Genomic DNA, 19,242 nt, shown 5'->3' on the forward strand with positions numbered 1-19,242 from the left:
CAACACACCATGACAGTCAAGCGCCCCGCCCCCGGCGAGCTCGATCCCATCGAAACCGCCAGCCGCGACGAGATCGCCGCGCTGCAGCTCGCACGCCTGCGCGCCACGCTGCAGCGCGCCTACGAGAACGTGCCGCACTACCGCAAGGCCTTCGACGCCAAGGGCGTGCACCCGGACGACCTGAAGTCGCTGGCCGACCTGTCGAAGTTCCCGTTCACGGTGAAGAGCGACCTGCGCGACAACTACCCCTTCGGCATGTTCGCCGTGCCGCGCGAGAAGGTGGCACGCATCCATGCATCGTCGGGCACCACCGGCAAGCCGACCGTGGTGGGCTACACCCTCAAGGACATCGACACCTGGGCCGACCTCGTCGCCCGCTCCATCCGCGCCGCGGGCGGACGGCCCGGCGACATGGTGCACGTGTCGTACGGCTACGGGCTCTTCACCGGCGGCCTGGGCGCGCACTACGGTGCCGAGCGCGCGGGCTGCACCGTCATCCCCATGTCGGGCGGCCAGACCGAGAAGCAGGTGCAGCTCATCCAGGACTTCAAGCCGAACATCATCATGGTCACGCCCAGCTACATGCAGGTGATCATCGAGCAGTTCGAGCGCCAGGGGCTCGATCCGAAGGAGAGCTCGCTCAAGGTCGGCATCTTCGGCGCCGAGCCATGGACCGAGGCGATGCGCCGCGACATCGAGGCCCGCGCCGGCATCGACGCGGTCGACATCTACGGTCTCAGCGAAGTGATGGGCCCGGGCGTCGCCAGCGAATGCGTGGAGAGCAAGGACGGCCCCGTGATCTGGGAAGACCACTTCTACCCCGAGATCATCGACCCGGAGACCGGCGAGCTGAAGGCCGACGGCGAGGAAGGCGAGCTCGTCTTCACCTCGCTGAGCAAGGAGGCCATGCCGATCGTGCGCTACCGCACGCGCGACCTCACGCGCCTCCTGCCGCCCACCTCGCGCTCGTTCCGCCGCATGGGCAAGATCGTCGGGCGCAGCGACGACATGATGATCATCCGCGGCGTCAACGTATTCCCCACGCAGGTGGAGGAGATCGTGCTCGCGCACCAGGCGCTCTCGGGCCTCTACCAGGTTCACGTGAGCCGCGCCGACAAGCTCGACCAGGTCGAGATCCACTGCGAGCTCAAACCCGCCGACGCCACCTCGGCCGACCGCACGGCCATCGGCGACTGGCTGCAGCACCGCGTGAAGACGCTCATCGGCATCTCCACCCGCGTAGTGGTGCACGGCCCCGACGAGATGGAACGCACCCAGACCGGCAAGGCGCGCCGCGTGATCGACACGCGCCCGCGCTGAGACCAGCCACTACCAACACCGACCGAAAGGACACGCACATGTACACCCAGGCAATGGACACCATGGGCAAGGACGCGGGCGACGGCAAGAAGGCCGTGCGCTCCGCAGAGGAGATGCGCCTCGAGGAACGCTTCGACGCGCAGATCGACGCCGGCGAATTCATCGAGGCGAAGGACTGGATGCCCGAGCACTACCGCAAGACGCTGGTGCGGCAGATCAGCCAGCATGCGCACTCCGAGATCGTCGGCATGCTGCCCGAGGGCAACTGGATCAGCCGCGCGCCCACACTCAAGCGCAAGGCCATCCTGCTGGCCAAGGTGCAGGACGAGGGCGGCCACGGCCTCTACCTGTATGCCGCGGCCGAGACGCTGGGCACCTCGCGCGACCAGATGTTCGAGGCGCTGCACAGCGGCAAGGCCAAGTACAGCTCGATCTTCAACTACCCCACGCTGACCTGGGCCGACATGGGCACCATCGGCTGGCTGGTGGACGGCGCGGCCATCATGAACCAGGTGCCGATCTGCCGCTGCTCGTACGCGCCCTATGCGCGCGCCATGATCCGCATCTGCCGCGAGGAGAGCTTCCACCAGCGCCAGGGCTACGAGTCGCTGCTGACCATGATGACCCACGGCACCGAGGCGCAGAAGGCCATGGTGCAGGACGCGGTCAACCGCTGGTGGTGGCCCTCGATCATGATGTTCGGCCCGCCGGACGACCAGTCGCCCAACAGCGCGCAGTCGATGCGCTGGGGCATCAAGCGCTTCAGCAACGACGAGCTGCGCCAGAAGTTCGTCGACGCCACCGTGGAGCAGGCGCGCATCCTCGGCGTGACCCTGCCCGACCCCGACCTCAAGTGGAATGAAGAGCGCCAGTCCCACGACTTTGGCGCGATCGACTGGAGCGAGTTCTGGCGCGTGATCGGCGGCGACGGCCCCTGCAACCGCGAACGCCTGCAGGCCCGCGTCGACGCCTGGGAAGACGGCGCATGGGTGCGCGAAGCCGCGCTCGCCCACGCCAACAAGCAACATCAACCGATCAAGGAAGCAGCATGAGCACCGAAGCGAAACAGGAATGGCCTCTGTGGGAGGTGTTCGTGCGCAGCAAGGCGGGCCTGGACCACAAGCACTGCGGCAGCCTGCACGCAGCCGACCCGAAGATGGCGATCCAGATGGCGCGCGACGTCTACACCCGCCGCCAGGAAGGCAGCAGCATCTGGGTGGTGCGCTCCGACCAGATCGTGGCCAGCGACCCCGGCGAGAAGGACATGTACTTCGATCCGGCCGAAGACAAGGTGTACCGCCACCCGACCTTCTATGCCTTGCCCAAGTCGGTCGACCACATGTGAGCGGCCATTGACGGAAGCATCATGCAAGCATCCATCGAACTGAACCGCACGCCCGCCGTGCAATACCTGCTGCGCATCGGCGACACCTGCCTGGTGCTGGCGCAGCGCCTGGGCGAATGGTGCGGCCACGCGCCCGTGCTGGAGGAAGACATCGCGATGGCCAACATCGCGCTCGACCTCGTCGGCCAGGCCCGCGCGCTGCTCACGCACGCCGGCAAGCTCGAAGGCACCGGCCGCGAGCACGACGAGGACCAGCTCGCCTACCTGCGCGACGAGCGCGACTACTTCAACCTCACCATCGCCGAACTGCCGCGCGGCGACTTCGCCTTCGCTGTCGTGCGCAACACCATGGTGTCGACGCTGCTCAAGCTGCTGTGGCAGCGCCTGGCGGCCTCGAACGACCCCGAGGTGGCGGCCATCGCCGGCAAGGCGCTGAAGGAAGCGCGCTACCACCAGCAGCATTCGGGCGACTGGGTGGTGCGCCTGGGCGACGGCACCGACGAATCGCGCCGCCGCACCGAGAAGGCGCTGAAGCAGCTGTGGCTCTACATGCCCGAGCTCTTCTTCAGCGACGAGGTGGATGCCGCCGCCAGCGCCAGCGGCCTCGGCCCCGCATGGAGCGAGCTGCGCGAACCCTGGCTCGCCGAGATGCAGCAGGTGCTGGACGCGGCCGGCCTCGCCATGCCGAAGGAAGCCGCCTTCCGCAGCACCGGCAAGCACGGCGTGCACAGCGAGCACATGGGCTACATCCTCGCCGAGATGCAGCACCTGCAGCGCACCTATCCCGGAGGCGTGTGGTGATGAACGCACTGGCCTCGCGCGTCGACGCGGCATGGGCCGTGCTGCGCAACGTGCCCGACCCGGAGGTGCCGGCCGTGTCGGTGTGCGACCTGGGCATCGTGCGCGAGGTGATCGAGCACGACGACGGCCTGGAGATCGTGCTCACGCCGACCTACTCCGGCTGCCCCGCCACCGAGGCCATCGAGCACGACGTGCTCGCCGCCGTCGAGCAGGCCGGCCTGGGCCGCGCGCGCGCCACGCTGCGCCGAGCACCCGCATGGACCAGCGACTGGATCAGCGACGAGGGCCGCGCCAAGCTCAAGGCCTACGGCATCGCGCCGCCCGCGCACCTGAATGCCGAACAGGCCGCGGGCACCGCCGTGCCCATCAGGCTCTTCGGCCGCATCGCCGGCGAGCGCATCGCCTGTCCGCGCTGCGCGAGCGAGCGCACCGAGCGGCTTTCCGCATTCGGCTCCACCGCATGCAAGGCCCTGTATCGCTGCATGGCGTGCAAGGAGCCTTTCGAACACTTCAAACCCATCTGAGACGCCCCCCCGCGATGAGCACCCTCTTCCATCCCCTGCGCGTGAAGGCCATCGAGCCCGACACCGCCGAGGCCGTCATCGTCTCCTTCGAGGTGCCGGCCGACCTGCAGCAGGTCTTCGGCTTCACGCAGGGCCAGTACCTCACGCTGCGCCACGAGATCGACGGCCAGGACCTTCGCCGCTCCTATTCGATCTGCGCCGGCCTCGACGACGGCGAGCTGCGCGTCGGCGTGCGCAAGGTGCGCGGCGGCGTGTTCTCCAACTGGATCAACGCCAGCCTCAAGCCCGGCGACGCCATCCAGGTGATGGCGCCGCAGGGCCGCTTCTTCGTGCCCATCGAGCCGGAGGCGGCGCGCCACCACGTCGGCATCGCGGGCGGCAGCGGCATCACGCCCATCCTGTCGATCATGAAGACGGTGCTGGCGCGCGAGCCGCACAGCCGCTTCACGCTGATCTACGGCAACCGCCAGCTGCAGTCCACGATGTTCAAGGAAGAGATCGAGGACCTGAAGAACCGCTACATGACGCGCCTCGTGCTGCAGCATGTGTTCTCCGACGAGCACACCGATTCGCCGCTGGGCTTCGGCGTGATGAACCGCGAGAAGATCGGCGAGTTCCTCGCGAGCGTGGTGCCTGCCGCGGACATCGACCACGTCTACGTGTGCGGCCCCTTCCAGATGAACGACGAGGCCGAGGCCGCGCTGCTGGCAGCCGGCGTGCCGGAAGACCGCATCCACATCGAGCGCTTCGGCGTCGCGCTGCCTTCGGCCAGCCAGGTGGGCGCGGTGGTGCACGAGGCCCAGCCCGGCGACGCGAAGCAGGCGCGCATCGTCATCGTGCGCGACGGCCTGCAGCGCGAGATCACCTTCACCGAAGGGCAGCCCAGCATCCTCGACGCGGCATCGGCCGCGGGCCTCGAGGTGCCCTTCTCGTGCACCTCGGGCGTGTGCGGAACATGCCGCGCGAAGTGCGTGGACGGGGAAGTCCGCATGGAAAGAAACTTCGCGCTCGACAAGAATGAAGTCGCCGCGGGTTTCGTATTGACCTGCCAGGCGCACCCCCTGACCGAACGCGTCACGCTGTCGTTCGACGAGCGCTGAAAGATGAATCCAACCCTGAATCTCCGCGCACTTCGTGTCGCTTCGGATCCCCCCTCAAGGGGGCGCACCCGGTGGCCCGGCAACGCCGGCTCCACGGGTGCCCTGAAAAAGACACCTGCAACGGAGATACTTCAGGCCTCAATCGATTTTCAACCCGGAGACAAGCCAACCATGAAATTCTTCAAGCCCCTGCTGACCGTCGCCCTGTGCGCCTCGGCCCTCGCGGCCTGGGCCGACGTCAACGTCGGCGTGACCATCTCGGCCACGGGCCCGGCAGCCTCGCTGGGCATCCCCGAGAAGAACACCATCTCGCTGATGCCCAAGACGATCGGCGGGCAGAAGATCAACTACATCGTGCTGGACGATGCCTCCGACACCACCGCGGCCGTCAACAACACGCGCAAGCTCATCGCGGAGAACAAGGTCGACGTGATCCTGGGCTCGACCACCACGCCGGCCTCGCTCGCCATGATCGACGTGGCCGCCGAGGCGCAGACGCCGATGATCTCGGTGGCCGCGTCGGCGCGCATCATCGAGCCGATGGACGCCAAGAAGAAGTGGGTGTTCAAGACGCCGCAGAACGACATCATGATGTCGCTGGCCATCGCCGAGCACATGACCGCCAACGGCGTGAAGACCGTCGCCTTCATCGGTTTCTCCGACGCGTACGGCGAAGGCTGGTCGCAGGAGTTCGCCAAGGCCGCCGACCTGAAGAAGATCAAGATCGTGGCCAACGAGCGCTATGCCCGCACCGACACCTCGGTGACCGGCCAGGCCCTGAAGATCATGGCCGCCAAGCCCGACGCGGTGCTCGTCGCCGGCTCCGGCACGCCGGCCGCGCTGCCGCAGAAGACGCTGAAGGAACGCGGCTACACCGGAAAGATGTACCAGACCCACGGCGTGGCCAACGCCGACTTCCTGCGCGTGGGCGGCAAGGACGTGGAAGGCACCTTCCTGCCCGCAGGCCCGGTGCTCGTGGCCGACCAGCTGCCCGCCAGCAACCCCGTGAAGAAGTCCGCGCTCGCCTACGTGTCCGCCTATGAAGCCGCCTACGGCAAGGGCTCGGTCTCGACCTTCGGCGGCCACGCCTGGGACGCCGGCCTGCTGATGAGCTCGGCCGTGCCCGTCGCGCTGAAGAAGGCCCAGCCCGGCACGCCCGAGTTCCGCGCCGCGCTGCGCGACGCGCTGGAGCAGACCAAGGAAGTGGCCGGCGCGCACGGCGTGTTCAACATGACCGCACAGGACCACCTGGGCCTGGATCAGCGCGCACGCGTGATGGTGCGCATCGAGAACGGCGCCTGGAAATACCAACCATAAGCTCGCCCCCAGGCTCCGCGCACTTCGTGTCGCTTCTCCCACCCCCTACCGGGGGCAACACCAGAGGCCCGGCAGAGCCGGTTCCTCGGTGTTCCTGAACTGAGTCACGGGCGACGCCCGAAGGTTGTTTTATGGATTTGCAGATCGCCCTGTTGCTCGGGCAGGACGGCATCGTGAACGGCGCGGTCTACGGACTGATGGCGCTCGCGCTGGTGCTGGTGTTTTCGGTCACGCGCGTGATCTTCATCCCGCAGGGCGAGTTCGTCGCCTTCGGTGCGCTGTCGATGGCCGCGCTGCAGGGCGGGCGGGCACCCTCCACGCTGTGGCTGCTGCTGGCGCTGGCCGTGATCGTGCTGGTGGTGGAGGCCTGGCGCTGGAAGCGCGGCGCCACCGTCGACTGGCGCTCGGCCCTGACCTGGTGCGTGGCCTTCCCGGCCATCGCGGCGGTGCTGATTCTCGGCTTCAAGCCCACCTCTCTCGCGATGCAGTCGCTCGCCACGCTGGTGCTGATCGCGCCGCTGGGTCCGCTGCTGTATCGCGTCGCCTATCGCCCGCTGGCCGATGCCAGCGTGCTGATGCTGCTGATCGTGTCGGTGGCGCTGCATGGCGTGCTCGTGGGCCTCGGCCTCTTCTTCTTCGGCGCCGAGGGCTCGCGCACCAGCGCGTTCTCGGAAGCGCGCTTCGACCTTGGCGGCATTCCGGTCAACGGCCAGTCGCTGGTGGTGGTCGGCGTCACGCTGGTGCTGGTGATCGCGATGTTCTGGTTCTTCGGCCGCTCGATGGTCGGCAAGGCGCTGCGCGCCACCGCCATCAATCGCGTGGGCGCAAGGCTGTCGGGCATTCCCACCGAGCTCTCGGGCGACCTGAGCTTCGCGCTGGCGGCAGTGATCGGCGCCATCTCGGGCCTGCTGATCGCACCGATCACCACGGTCTACTACGACACCGGCTTCCTCATCGGCCTGAAGGGCTTCGTGGCCGCCATCGTCGGCGGGCTCGCGAGCTATCCGCTGGCGCTCGCGGGCGCGCTGCTGGTCGGCCTGCTGGAGGCCTTCTCTTCCTTCTGGGCCAGCGCGTACAAAGAAGTGCTGGTCTTCACCCTGATCATCCCGGTGCTCCTGTGGCGCTCGCTGAACAGCCATCACGTGGAGGACGAGGAATGAACCCGACGTCTTCATCCCCAACCGCATCCACCGCCGCGAACGCCGTGCCCGAGGGCCGCCCGCTCGTGACGCCGCGCGTGCTCACCCTCGTCTTCATCGTCGCGCTCGCGCTGGCCTGGGGCTGGCTGCCCGAGTTCACCGTCAGCGTGCTCAGCAACATCGGCCTGTACGCGCTGGTCGCGGTCGGACTGGTGCTGCTGACGGGCGTGGGCGGCATGACTTCCTTCGGCCAGGCCGCCTTCGTCGGCATGGGCGCATACGCCACCGCCTGGATCTGCACCTCGCCCACGGCCGCCGGCTGGCTCGGCGGCCTCGCAGGCTCCGCGCTGGTGCCGTGGCTGGGCCTGCTGCTCGGGCTGGTGCTGACCTTCGCGCTGGCGTGGACGCTCGGCGCGGTCACGCTCAAGCTCTCTGGCCACTACCTGCCGCTGTGCACCATCGCCTGGGGCCTGAGCCTGTACTTCCTGCTGGGCAACATGGAGTTCCTCGGCGGCCAGACCGGCATCACCGGCATTCCGCCGCTGGTGGTGGCTGGCGTCTCCTTCGCCACGCCGCGCATGCTGGGCGTGGTGATCTGGGCCGTGCTCCTGCTCGCGCTGTGGGCCATGCACAACCTGCTCGACTCGCGCGAGGGCCGCGCCATCCGCGCACTCAAGGGCGGCCGGCTGATGGCCGAGTCGATGGGCGTGGACACCGCGCGCCACCGCATCAAGCTGTTCGTGCTGGCTGCACTGCTCGCGGCCATCTCGGGCTGGCTCTATGCGCACATGCAGCGCTTCGTGAACCCGACGCCCTTCAACCTGAACATCGGCATCGAGATGCTGTTCATGGCGGTGGTCGGCGGCGCGGGCCATCTGTGGGGCGCGGTGCTGGGCGCGACGCTGATCACGCTGCTCAAGGAGAAGCTGCAGGACGTTCTGCCCGCGCTGCTGGGCACCAGCGGCAACTTCGAGGTGGTGGTGTTCGGCCTGCTGATGCTGTTCGTGCTGCAGCGCTTCGCGGACGGCCTGTGGCCTACGCTCGCTCGGCTGTCGCGCCGCTGGGTGCGCGAAGTGCCGCGCGCCGCAGGTGCCGGCCCTGCCGCATCGACCACGGTACAGCTCGTGCAGCGCGCGGTGCCCGCCGCCGGCACGCTGCTGCTGCAGGCCGACGGCGTGAGCAAGCGCTTCGGCGGCCTGGTGGCCAACAACGACATCTCGATGACGCTGAAGGCCGGCGAGGTGCATGCGCTGATCGGGCCCAACGGGGCCGGCAAGAGCACCTTCTTCAACATGATCTCGGGCGTGGACGACCCGACCACCGGCGAAGTGCGGCTGGTCGGCCAGCCCATGTCGGGCAAGCCCTCGCGCGCCTTCGCCTCGCTGGGCCTGGGCCGCACCTTCCAGCACGTGCGGCTGCTCGGCCAGCGCAGCGTGGTCGAGAACGTGGCGCTCGGCGCCCACCTGCGTGCCAGGCGCGGCTGGCTGTCGGCCATGCTGCGCCTGGACCGTGCCGAAGAGACCGCCCTGATGGCCGAGGCCCGCAGGCAGATCGAACGCTGCGGCCTCGGCGCGCACGCCGACACGCCCGCGGCGTCGCTCTCGCTCGGGCAGCAGCGCGTGGTGGAGATCGCCCGTGCGCTCGCCGGACAACCCTCGGTGCTGCTGCTCGACGAGCCTGCCGCCGGCCTGCGCCACCTGGAGAAGCGCGCCCTCTCGGAACTGCTCGCGCAGCTGCGCGCTGAGGGCCTCGGCATCCTGGTGGTGGAGCACGACATGGAATTCGTGATGAACCTCGCCGACCGCATCACGGTGCTCGAGTTCGGCACCGTCATCGCCACTGGCACGCCCGCCGAAGTGCAGGCCAACCCGCGCGTGCTCGAAGCCTACCTGGGCGGTGCCGACGACGAATTGCTGGAAGACGCAAGATGAGCCATCCCCTGCTTCAACTCGACGGCTTCTGCGTCGCCTACCGCACCGTTGAAGCGGTGCACAGCGTGCGCCTGCAGGTGAACGAGGGCGAGATCGTCACCGTGATCGGCCCCAACGGCGCCGGCAAGACCACGCTGCTGTGCGCGGCGATGGGCCTGCTGCCTTCCACCGGCCAGCTGCTGCTCGACGGCGAGCGCGTCTCGCGCCCCAGCGTCGAGACCATGGTGTCGCGGGGCGTCGCGCTGGTGCCCGAGCGGCGCGAGCTGTTCGGCGAGATGTCGGTCGAAGACAACCTGCTGCTCGGCGGCTTCTACCAGTGGCGCAAGGGCAAGCGCGACCAGCGTGCGCGCATGGACGAGATCTTCGCCATCTTCCCGCGATTGAAAGAACGCCGCGCGCAGATGGCATCGACGCTCTCCGGCGGCGAACGCCAGATGCTGGCCATCGGCCGCGCGCTGATGGCGCGGCCCCGCCTGCTGATGCTCGACGAGCCTTCGCTCGGCCTCGCCCCGCTGGTGGTGCGCGAGGTGCTGCGCGTGGTCTCGCAGCTGCGCAGCCACGGCGTGTCGGTGCTGCTGGTGGAACAGAACGCCCGCGCCGCGCTGCAAGTGGCCGATCGCGCCTATGTGCTGGAAATGGGCGCCGTGGCGCTCGAAGGCAAGGCGCGCGACCTGCTGCACGACCAGCGGATCATCGATACCTATCTGGGTATCGGCAAGAAAGAGTGACTTGACTTTCACCCTCCCCCGCTGGGGGAGGGCAGGGGTGGGGGCATGGCGGCCTCCACCGCCGCGCAGCCTTCGAGGACGTGGCTGCCCCCATCCCAGCCTTCCCCCAGAGGGGGAAGGAGCAACACGCAAAGGACCCGCACCATGACCACCACCCTCCAAAGCTACATCGCCGGCCGCTGGATCGGCCAGCAGGCCGCGCAGCAGCTGCGCAGCGCCGTCAACGGCAAGCCCGTGGCCGCCACGCATGCCGAGGCCATCGACTTCGCCGAGGCACTGGCCCATGCGCGGCGCATCGGCATCCCGGCGCTCATGAAGCTCGACTTCCAACAGCGCGCCGAACGCCTGAAGGCGCTGGCCAAGTTCCTCGCAGCGAACAAGGAAACGCTCTACGCCATCTCGGCCCACACCGGCGCCACGCGCGCCGACAGCTGGATCGACATCGAAGGCGGTGCCGGCACGCTGAGCGCCTACGCCGGCATCGGCACCAACGAGCTGCCCTCGGGCAACCTGGTGCATGAAGGCCCGGCCTTCCCGCTCGGCAAGAAGGGCGGCTTCGCGGGCACGCACATCCTGGTGCCGCGCGGCGGCGTGGCGGTGCACATCGACGCCTTCAACTTCCCGGTGTGGGGGCTGCTCGAGAAGTTCGCGCCGAGCTTCCTTGCGGGCATGCCCTGCATCGGCAAGCCGGCCACTGCCACCAGCTATCTCACCGAGGCGCTGGTGCGGCTGATCGTGCAGTCGGGCATCCTGCCCGAAGGCGCGCTGCAGCTGGTCATCGGCAGCACCGGCGACCTGCTCGACCGGCTTGAAGGGCCCGACGTGGTCACCTTCACCGGCTCGGCCGACACGGCGGCGAAGCTGCGCGTGCACCCGAACATCGTGCGCCAGTCGATCCCGTTCAACGCCGAGGCCGACTCGCTCAACTGCGCGATCCTCGCGCCCGACGTGACGCCCGACGACGAGGAGTTCGATCTCTTCGTGAAGGAAGTGGCGCGCGAGATGACCGTGAAGGCCGGCCAGAAATGCACCGCCATCCGCCGCGCCATCGTGCCGCGCCAGCACCTCGACGCGGTGGCCGAGCGCCTGCGCGCGCGGCTCGCGAAGACGGTCGTGGGTGACCCCTCGCGCGAGGAAGTGCGCATGGGGGCGCTGGCCTCGCGCGACCAGCAGGCCGACGTGGCCGAGCGAGTGGCCACGCTGCTCAAGGGCGCGGAGCTGGTGTACGGCGAGCGCGACGGCTTCTCGCCGGTGGGCGACGGCGTGGGCGAAGGCGCCTTCTTCGCGCCCACGCTGCTGTTGAGCCGCAAGCCGCTCGAACACGACGCGGCGCATGACGTGGAGGCCTTCGGCCCCGTCAGCACGCTGATGCCCTACGACGGCATCGACGAGGCGCTGGCGCTGGCCGCGCGCGGCCGGGGCAGCCTGGTCGGCACGCTGGTCACCCGCGACCCGGCCACCGCTGCCAAGGCGATCCCGGTGGCTGCCGCATGGCACGGCCGCCTGCTGGTGCTCGACCGCGAGGCCGCTGCCGAATCGACCGGCCACGGCTCGCCGCTGCCGCAGCTCAAGCACGGCGGCCCGGGCCGCGCGGGCGGCGGCGAGGAACTGGGCGGCCTGCGCGCGGTGAAGCACTACCTGCAGCGCACCGCCGTGCAGGGCTCGCCCACCATGCTGGCCGCCATCACCGGCGAGCACGTGCGCGGCGCGGCCGTGCGCGAGAGCGAGGTGCATCCCTTCCGCCGCTACTTCGAGGACCTGCGCGTCGGCGACTCGCTGCTCACGCACCGCCGCACGGTGAGCGAGGCCGACATCGTGGCCTTCGGCGGCATCTCGGGCGACTACTTCTACATGCACTTCGACGAAGTGGCGGCCAGGGAGTCGCCCTTCGGCAAGCGCATCGCGCACGGCTACTTCGTGCTGTCGGCGGCGGCGGGCCTGTTCGTGTCGCCCTCGCCGGGGCCGGTGCTGGCCAACTACGGCCTCGACACGCTGCGCTTCACCAAGCCCGTGGGCATCGGCGACACCATCCGCGCGCGCCTGACCTGCAAGCGCAAGATCGACCGCAACAAGAAGGACGCAAGCGGCCAGGGCCAGGGTGTGGTGGCATGGGACGTAGAGGTGACCAACCAGGACGGCGAGCTGGTCGCCAGCTACGATATCCTGACCCTCGTCTCCAAGAAGCCCGAAGCCTCTGCAGCCTCGGCCAACGCCTGATGCAATCTTCCTCGTCCTCCATGTTCGACCTCACCGGCAAGGTAGCGCTCGTCACGGGCGGCAACGGGGGCATCGGCCTCGGCATGGCCCGGGGCCTTGCCAGGGCCGGCGCCCGCGTCATCGTGGCCGCGCGCAATGCGCAGAAGTCGGCCGCGGCGGTCGAGGCACTGAAGGCGCTCGGCAGCGACAGCTTCGCGCTGGAGGCCGACGTGAGCGACGAGGCCTCGGTGCAGAAGCTGTTCGACGAAGCCGCCGCGCGCGCCGGCCGGCTCGACATCCTCGTCAACAACGCCGGCACCAACATCCGCAAGCCGGTCGACCAGCTCCCGCTGGACGACTGGCACAAGGTGATGAACACCAACCTCACCAGCGCCTTCCTTTGCAGCCGTGCCGCGCACCCGCATCTGAAGGCCGCGGGCGGCGGAAAGATCATCAACATCGGCTCGATGATGTCGATCTTCGGCGCGGCCTACGCGCCGGCCTATGCGGCGAGCAAGGCAGGCATCGTGCAGCTCACCAAGTCGACGGCGCTCTCGTGGGCTCCCGACAACATCCAGGTCAACGCGATCCTGCCCGGCTGGTTCGAGACCGAGCTGACCGACGGCGCGCGCAGCCAGGTGCCGGGCCTCTACGAACGGGTGAACGCCCGCGCCGCCGCTGGCCGCTGGGGCCAGCCGGCCGACATCGCCGGCACCGCCGTGTTCCTCGCGAGCGCAGCGTCAGACTACGTGACCGGCACCGCAATACCCGTAGACGGCGGCTTCTCCATTTCGGGCTGAAGCCCGCGGGCCGTGTAAATTCGCCGGCCATGCTCTTCTGGATCCAGATATTCCTTCTCGTCGCCGGCACTGCCGCGCTGGTGTACGTGTCGCGCGGCCCGCTGAGCCAGCCGGGCTCGCACGGCTTCTACCGCTTCTTCGCGTGGGAGTGCATGCTGGTGCTGATCGTGCTGAACCTGCCCTGGTGGCACGACGATCCGTTCTCGCCCCGGCAGATCGTTTCCTCGCTCTTCTTCGTGCTGTCGATCTGGCTGCCGATCCACGCGGTGCGGCTGCTCAAGGCCCAGGGCAAGCCCAGCGACGCGCGCAACGACGATCCGGCGCTCTACGGCTTCGAGAAGACCTCGGCCATCGTCAGCAGCGGCGCGTTCCGCTACATCCGCCACCCCATGTACACGGCGCTGCTGCTGCTGGCATGGGGCGCCTTCATGAAGCAGTTCAGCTGGCTCACGCTCGCGCTGGTGCTGGCGGCCACGGTGCTGCTGTTCATGACGGCGCTGCGCGACGAGCAGGAATGCATCGCGCACTTCGGCGACGACTACCGTGCATACATGCGCGGCACGCGGCGCTTCATTCCGTTCCTGTTCTAGGGGCTGCCGCCCCGCTCGAGAAGGCGCAGGCACTTCCGCTGCGCCAAAGAGAAAGCGCCCCGTCAGGGGCGCTATTCACGTGGTCTCGACGCTCAGCACGCCTTGCCGTGGGCGGCGTGTGCGCCCTTGGCCTTCGCGTCGGCTTCTGACATGTACGAGCCGCGCTTGGTCTTGCCGAAGTACTTGTCGTTGGCGCAGTGATAGACCTTGCCGTTGACCCATACCTGGCCGGCGGCGGGTGCCGCTGCAGTCGTGGAGGCGGCAGGCGCGGCTGCGGGCTTGGCCGCTGCCGCAGCGGGTGCGGCCGCAGCAGGCGCAGCAGCGGGCTTCGCCGCCGCAGGAGCAGGTGCCGTGGCAGCGGCCGGCGCGGTGGCAGGGCTGGTCGTCGCGGGAGCGGCTGGTTGCTGTGCAAAGGCAGAGACGGCAAGGACGGAACTGGCCGCCAGCAGGAAAAGGGTCTTCTTCAAGATCGCTCCTTGTGAATCGCACGAAAGCACGTGCATGCAGCGACCAACGCGCTCGCAGCAGCGCAGTTGACGAATGTTTACGCCGATGTGTGACGAGCCGTACGGCGCGAGACCTTTTTCACGTTCGCAAGGCACATCGACCTCGACGTCCTTTTCATACGGGCGTCATCCTGAACCTTGCGGGATGCTGACCCGCCCGATCAGGTTCGGTTCACACGAGCCTCATAGCATTCGCCCATGCTGTTGCTCGCACGCGTCCGCCGTTTCGTCGACGCACACCACAAGGCGTGGTGTGTGGCGGGCATGCTGCTCATTCTTCTGCAGCCCTTCATCGCGGTCCATTTCCGCTGCGACGGGCTGGAAGACGAGCCGATGCTGCGCGTGCGCAGCGCCAGCGACACCACCCAGTTCGAAGCCGACGACCGCGCGGACCACCCGTCCGACCGCGAGACCACGCTGTTCGCACAGGCTCCTGCGAGCATCGACCATCCCGATGCCTTCGACCTCGCGCTGAGCACGCTGATGGCGATGGTGCTGGCGCTCCTGCCGCTGGCGCTGGCCGTCGCACGGCTTGCGGTTCCCATCGTGCGCGAAGCGCCCGAACACGTGCCTCCGCACGGCGGCGCGCCACCTCCCTCGCAGCCCTGGCGGCGCCTGCCGCCGACCGTCGCGCCACCTTCCGCCACCTGAGACACGACGCCTCGTGCGTCGAGGCGGTCTGCTGCGTCCTGCAGCGGGCCATCTCTTCCCCTGTCGAAAGGTTCGACCATGTCCGGTTTCGCTTGTTGCGCCCGTGGTGGCGCGTGGCTTCGCTCGCGCATTTTTTCCTTCCACTTCCCGATCGCGCCGAAGAAGGTGGCGTCATGAATTCGCTGAATCTCGCGCTCTTCCAATGGCTCACGGCCGGCACACAGCCGACGCCGTGGGTGCTGTCCGTCGCATCCGCCTTCGCGCTCTGGGGCAGCTGGGTGAGCGCGGCCCTGGTCGTGTTCGCGCTGTGGCGGTATCGCGAGGAACGCGCCTACCTGTGCATCGTCGCGGCCTTCGCCGGCCTCTCGTCGATGGCCTCCCATGCGATCGCCCAGGCAGTGAACGCGCCGCGCCCCTTCGTGCTCGGGCTCGCACCCGCCTACATCGAGCACGCCGGCCGCGGCTCGCTGCCGAGCACGCACGCGACCGTGATGTTCATGGTGGCCCTGGCCTTCCTGCTGCGCCCGGGGCTGCGCAGGCTGGCCATGCCGCTGCTGGCGCTCGCGGCCCTCACGGGCTGGGCGCGCGTCTACGTGGGCGTGCATTTCCCGATCGACATCGCCGCGGGCCTGCTGCTCGGAGGCGCCATTGCGGGCGCGCTCCTCGTCGTGCAGCTCCTGGCACATCGCTTCTTCTCTTTTCCAGCGTCGCCGGCCGGCCGCGCCCGCGACAACAGGCAAGCGGCCGCTTCTTTCTGGAGGCATCCATGATTTCCTCGACCGACAACGGCCGGCATGCCCGCGCGCCGATGCGCATGCCACAGGCCGAAGCCCTCCCCGCAGCGCGCGCGGACACCGACGTGCCGCATGCAGCACCCGATTCGACGCGCAGCATCTCCTGCGTGATCCCGTGCTTCAACGAAGCCGCGAACCTGCGGCACCTGCTGCCGCTGCTGGAGGACATCCTCTGGGACACGCGCATGCGCTGGGAGATCATCGTGGTGGACGACGGCAGCACCGACGACACCGTCGCGGTGGCCGAGGCATGGTGCGAGCTCTCGGGCTTTCGCTGCATCTCGCTGTCGCGCAACTTCGGCAAGGAGGCCGCGCTCACCGCGGGCCTCGCCGCCGCCACGGGCGACGCGGTGGTGCTGCTCGACGGTGACCTGCAGCATTCGCCGGAACTCATCCACACCATGATCGCGCAGTGGGTGGCCGGCGCCGAGGTGGTGTACGCGGTGCGCGAGCAGCGCAGCGACGAGAGCCGCTTCAAGCAGCTCGGCAGCAAGCTCTTCTACAGCCTGATCAACGGGTCCGACCGCTTCGCCGTGCCCAAGGACGCGGGCGACTTCCGCCTGATGGACCGCAAGGTGGTCGACGCACTCATGAGCCTGCCCGAGCGCAGCCGCTTCATGAAGGGCCTGTACGCCTGGGTGGGCTTCCGTGCGGTGGCGCTGCCCTACACGCCCGCGCCGCGCGCGGAAGGCAAGAGCACCTTCAACAAGCGCCGGCTGGTGCGCCTGGCCATGGACGGGCTCACCGCCTTCACCACCTGGCCGCTGCGCGCGGTCAGCGTGGCGGGCCTCATGCTCGCGATACCGGCCTTCGCCTACGGCGCCTTCGTGGCCATCAACTACCTGTTGTTCGGCAACGAAGTCTCGGGCTGGACCACCATCGTGGTGAGCCTCATGTTCTTCATCGGCATCCAGATGATCTCCACCGGCATCGTGGGCGAATACATCGCCCGCATCTACGAGGAAGTGAAGGGTCGGCCGCTGTACGTGGTGCGCCGCGAACGCGGCACGGGACTCGAGACCGGAAAGACATGAAACGACCCGCTTCCCCATGGTGGACCGCTCCTCAACCCATATGGCTCATCGCAGCCCTGCTCGCCTGGCTGCTGGCCACGGCATGGATGCGTCCGTTGATGGCGCCCGACGAGGGCCGCTACGGCGGCGTCGCGCTCGCCATGCTGCACTCGGGCGACTGGCTCGTGCCACGGCTCGACGGACTGCCCTTCTTCCACAAGCCGCCGCTCTTCTACTGGATCGGCGCGGCGGCGATGTCGATCGCAGGGCCCGTGGAATGGGCGGCGAGGCTGCCTTCCGTGCTGGGCGGCGCAGCGGCGGCCGCGGCGCTCTTTCTCTTCCTGCGCCGCTGGTCGACGGTGCGCCTGGCGCTGCTGTCCACGGTGGTGCTGGTGACCACGCCCTTCTTCTTCCTGGGCGCGCAGTTCGCCAACCTCGACATGCTGGTGGCGGGCTGCATCTCGGCCACGGTGCTGCTGGCGGCGGGCGCGGCACTGGCCCGCGAGCGCGAGGAGCCATGGCGCGCACTGCTGGCCGGCGCCTGGCTGTTCGCCGCGGCCGGCCTGCTGGCCAAGGGGCTGATCGGACTCGTGCTGCCCGCGATGGTGATCGCGATCTGGTGCGCCGCAACGCGCAGGCTCGGGGCACTGCGCCTCGCGCTGTGGCTGCCCGGCTGGGCCGTGCTGCTGGCAGTGGCCGGGCCGTGGTTCGTCGCGATGCAGCTGAGATATCCGGAGTTCTTCGACTACTTCGTCGTCACCCAGCACTTCCGGCGCTTCGCGTCGTCGGGCTTCAACAACGAGCACGGCTTCTGGTTCTATCTGCCGGTGCTGGCAGGCCTGACGCTGCCGTGGTTCGCATGGGTGTTCGTGCCTCGCGGATCGGACGACGCGACGAACGACGCCGCGGCGCGCCACCGCCAGCCGGACATCGACCGGCTGATGTGGATATGGCTCGCGGTGATCGTGGTGTTCTTCTCGCTGCCGCGCTCCAAGCTGGTGGGCTACGTGCTCCCGGCGCTGCCGCCGCTGGCGTACCTGATCGCGCAGCGCGTGCTGGCGGGACGCCCGCTGGAGACCCTGCTGCCGAAGGTGCGCGCGATGACGGTGGCGGCGGCCGCGGTCTGCATCGGGTGCGTGATCGCCGTGATGGTGTATTCGTCGCCGCCGGGCTCGCGGCTGCGCCTGCCGGCTGGGCAAGCGGTGGCACCGGGTGAACAGGTGCTGATGCTCGACACCTACAACTACGAGATTCCGTTCTACTGGAACCTGCGCGAGCCGGTGATGGTGTCGGACGACTGGAAGGCCGCGGCCGAGGACACGCGCGACAACTGGCGCAAGGAGATCTTCGACGCGAGCCGCTTCGATCCGGCGCGCGCGGCGCGCACGCTGGTCGATCGCACGGAGCTCGCCGAAGTGCTGTGCGTGCCGCGCACCACCTGGATCGTCGGCGCGAACACGGCGCACCTCGCCAATCCGTGGCTGCACCATGCGCAGCTGGTGGTGGTGAACGACGGGCTGGCGGCCTGGCGCTTCAAGGGCAGCGCCACGGGCGACCCGCATTGCCTGGACACGGTGCCCTTCCCCGACCCGGCCGCCGCCCCGGCGCCCGCCCACACCACCGGAACGAACGGCGGCAATGGCTGAACCGCGCCGCTACCTGTGCATCTGCGCCGACGACTTCGGCATGAGCGCCGGCATCAACTCGGCCGTGCTCGACCTCGCCGCGAAAGGAAAGATCTCGGCCACCAGCGGCATGGTGCGCCGCGAGGCCTGGCTGGCAGGCGCGAGGATGCTGCGTCAGCTGGAGCCCTCGGAGTTCGACGCCGGCCTGCACCTCGACCTCACGCGCCCCGCGCATGCCGGCGGCCCCGAACCGGGCCTGGCCGGCCTGATCGCGCGCACCTGGACGCGCACGGTGTTCTCGCCCGGGCTCGAGGCCGACATCCGCGACCAGTTCACCCGCTTCGAGGACGCCATGGGCCGCGCGCCCGCCTTCGTCGACGGGCATCGGCACGTGCACCAGTTCCCGGTGGTGCGCGAACTGCTGGTGCAGGAGATCGCGCGGCGCTATCCCTCGTCGCCGCCCTGGATCCGCAACACGGCGCCGGGCTTTCGCCAGGGCCCCGACCGGCTGAAGGCCGAGATCATCCACGTGCTGGGCGGCGCGCGGCTGGCGGCGCTGGCCGAACGCCGCGGCATTCCGACCAGCGGCCGGCTGCTGGGCGTCTACGGCTTCTCGGGCGACATCAACAGCCACGAGCAGCGGCTGCGCGAATGGCTCTCGGCCAGCCGCACCGGCGACGTGCTCATGTGCCATCCGTCCGCCGGCCTCATGCCCGGCGATCCGCATGGCGGCGCGCGGTTGCGCGAATACACCGCGCTGCTCGCGCTGGAGCCCGCCCAGGCCCTGCGCGATGCGGGAGGCAGCGAGGTCACGCTCGCACCGCTCACCCGCTGCCTGCAGCCCGCCTGAGCGCGGGCTTCC

General features: G+C 69.0%; 19 protein-coding genes. 18 read left to right on the plus strand and 1 reads right to left on the minus strand.

All coding sequences use genetic code 11. The features are described from left to right. Window positions 1-9 precede the first annotated feature (9 nt). From paaK to G369_RS0112420, 13 genes are all read left to right on the plus strand, one after another. Window positions 10-1,320: a phenylacetate--CoA ligase PaaK gene (paaK, locus tag G369_RS0112360; protein WP_019654316.1), complete on the plus strand. Its 1,311-nt coding sequence runs from the start codon at window positions 10-12 to the stop codon at window positions 1,318-1,320. Window positions 1,321-1,358: 38 nt separating this feature from the next. After that, a complete protein-coding gene (gene paaA / locus G369_RS0112365; protein WP_019654317.1) occupies window positions 1,359-2,372 on the plus strand; it encodes a 1,2-phenylacetyl-CoA epoxidase subunit PaaA in 1,014 nt (337 codons plus the stop codon). Continuing rightward, the gene (gene paaB, locus G369_RS0112370) at window positions 2,369-2,665 is read left to right on the plus strand and encodes a 1,2-phenylacetyl-CoA epoxidase subunit PaaB (RefSeq protein WP_019654318.1); all 297 of its coding nucleotides are present in this window, start codon (window positions 2,369-2,371) and stop codon (window positions 2,663-2,665) included. The genes paaA and paaB overlap by 4 nt, the downstream gene beginning before the upstream one ends. A gap of 21 nt (window positions 2,666-2,686) precedes the next feature. Continuing rightward, window positions 2,687-3,466, plus strand: coding sequence for a 1,2-phenylacetyl-CoA epoxidase subunit PaaC (gene paaC, locus G369_RS0112375; RefSeq protein ID WP_019654319.1), 780 nt, complete (start codon window positions 2,687-2,689; stop codon window positions 3,464-3,466). Continuing rightward, entirely contained in the window at window positions 3,466-3,990 is a 525-nt protein-coding gene (gene paaD / locus G369_RS0112380) for a 1,2-phenylacetyl-CoA epoxidase subunit PaaD (RefSeq protein WP_019654320.1), read from the plus strand. Before paaC ends, paaD begins: the two co-directional genes overlap by 1 nt. A gap of 14 nt (window positions 3,991-4,004) precedes the next feature. Next, window positions 4,005-5,090 (plus strand): 1,2-phenylacetyl-CoA epoxidase subunit PaaE, encoded by a 1,086-nt coding sequence (gene paaE / locus G369_RS0112385; RefSeq protein ID WP_019654321.1) that lies wholly within the window; start codon window positions 4,005-4,007, stop codon window positions 5,088-5,090. 171 nt (window positions 5,091-5,261) lie between these two features. Further along, the gene (locus G369_RS0112390) at window positions 5,262-6,407 is read left to right on the plus strand and encodes an ABC transporter substrate-binding protein (RefSeq protein ID WP_019654322.1); all 1,146 of its coding nucleotides are present in this window, start codon (window positions 5,262-5,264) and stop codon (window positions 6,405-6,407) included. 131 nt (window positions 6,408-6,538) lie between these two features. Continuing rightward, window positions 6,539-7,567 carry a branched-chain amino acid ABC transporter permease gene (locus G369_RS0112395; protein WP_019654323.1) on the plus strand — a complete coding sequence of 343 codons (1,029 nt, stop codon included), beginning with the start codon at window positions 6,539-6,541 and terminating at the stop codon, window positions 7,565-7,567. Next, complete coding sequence (locus tag G369_RS35750; protein WP_019654324.1) at window positions 7,564-9,477, plus strand: branched-chain amino acid ABC transporter ATP-binding protein/permease; 1,914 nt, start codon at window positions 7,564-7,566, stop codon at window positions 9,475-9,477. Before G369_RS0112395 ends, G369_RS35750 begins: the two co-directional genes overlap by 4 nt. Continuing rightward, a complete protein-coding gene (locus G369_RS0112405) occupies window positions 9,474-10,205 on the plus strand; it encodes an ABC transporter ATP-binding protein (protein ID WP_019654325.1) in 732 nt (243 codons plus the stop codon). Before G369_RS35750 ends, G369_RS0112405 begins: the two co-directional genes overlap by 4 nt. 144 nt (window positions 10,206-10,349) lie before the next feature. Beyond that, window positions 10,350-12,422 carry a phenylacetic acid degradation bifunctional protein PaaZ gene (paaZ, locus tag G369_RS0112410; RefSeq protein WP_019654326.1) on the plus strand — a complete coding sequence of 691 codons (2,073 nt, stop codon included), beginning with the start codon at window positions 10,350-10,352 and terminating at the stop codon, window positions 12,420-12,422. Window positions 12,423-12,442: 20 nt separating this feature from the next. After that, on the plus strand, window positions 12,443-13,201 hold the full coding sequence (locus G369_RS0112415) for an SDR family NAD(P)-dependent oxidoreductase (RefSeq protein ID WP_019654327.1): 759 nt from the start codon (window positions 12,443-12,445) through the stop codon (window positions 13,199-13,201). A gap of 29 nt (window positions 13,202-13,230) precedes the next feature. After that, entirely contained in the window at window positions 13,231-13,791 is a 561-nt protein-coding gene (locus G369_RS0112420; protein WP_019654328.1) for a methyltransferase family protein, read from the plus strand. A gap of 92 nt (window positions 13,792-13,883) precedes the next feature. Here G369_RS0112420 and G369_RS0112425 read toward each other — a convergent pair whose 3' ends face one another. Beyond that, complete coding sequence (locus G369_RS0112425; protein ID WP_019654329.1) at window positions 13,884-14,258, minus strand: hypothetical protein; 375 nt, start codon at window positions 14,256-14,258, stop codon at window positions 13,884-13,886. 237 nt (window positions 14,259-14,495) lie between these two features. On the opposite strand from G369_RS0112425, the gene G369_RS0112430 reads away from it, so the two are divergent. The 5 genes from G369_RS0112430 (at window position 14,496) to G369_RS0112450 (ending at window position 19,230) form a co-directional block, all read left to right on the plus strand. Continuing rightward, window positions 14,496-14,948 (plus strand): hypothetical protein, encoded by a 453-nt coding sequence (locus G369_RS0112430; protein ID WP_019654330.1) that lies wholly within the window; start codon window positions 14,496-14,498, stop codon window positions 14,946-14,948. Between the two features lie 173 nt (window positions 14,949-15,121). Beyond that, complete coding sequence (locus G369_RS0112435) at window positions 15,122-15,718, plus strand: phosphatase PAP2 family protein (protein ID WP_019654331.1); 597 nt, start codon at window positions 15,122-15,124, stop codon at window positions 15,716-15,718. Further along, on the plus strand, window positions 15,715-16,776 hold the full coding sequence (locus G369_RS0112440) for a glycosyltransferase family 2 protein (RefSeq protein ID WP_019654332.1): 1,062 nt from the start codon (window positions 15,715-15,717) through the stop codon (window positions 16,774-16,776). The genes G369_RS0112435 and G369_RS0112440 overlap by 4 nt, the downstream gene beginning before the upstream one ends. Then, a complete protein-coding gene (locus G369_RS0112445) occupies window positions 16,773-18,401 on the plus strand; it encodes an ArnT family glycosyltransferase (protein WP_019654333.1) in 1,629 nt (542 codons plus the stop codon). The genes G369_RS0112440 and G369_RS0112445 overlap by 4 nt, the downstream gene beginning before the upstream one ends. Continuing rightward, window positions 18,394-19,230: a ChbG/HpnK family deacetylase gene (locus G369_RS0112450; RefSeq protein ID WP_019654334.1), complete on the plus strand. Its 837-nt coding sequence runs from the start codon at window positions 18,394-18,396 to the stop codon at window positions 19,228-19,230. Before G369_RS0112445 ends, G369_RS0112450 begins: the two co-directional genes overlap by 8 nt. Window positions 19,231-19,242 lie beyond the last annotated feature (12 nt).

Source organism: Variovorax atrisoli 110B, from assembly GCF_000382045.1.
Classification (GTDB): Bacteria; Pseudomonadota; Gammaproteobacteria; order Burkholderiales; family Burkholderiaceae_C; genus Variovorax; species Variovorax atrisoli.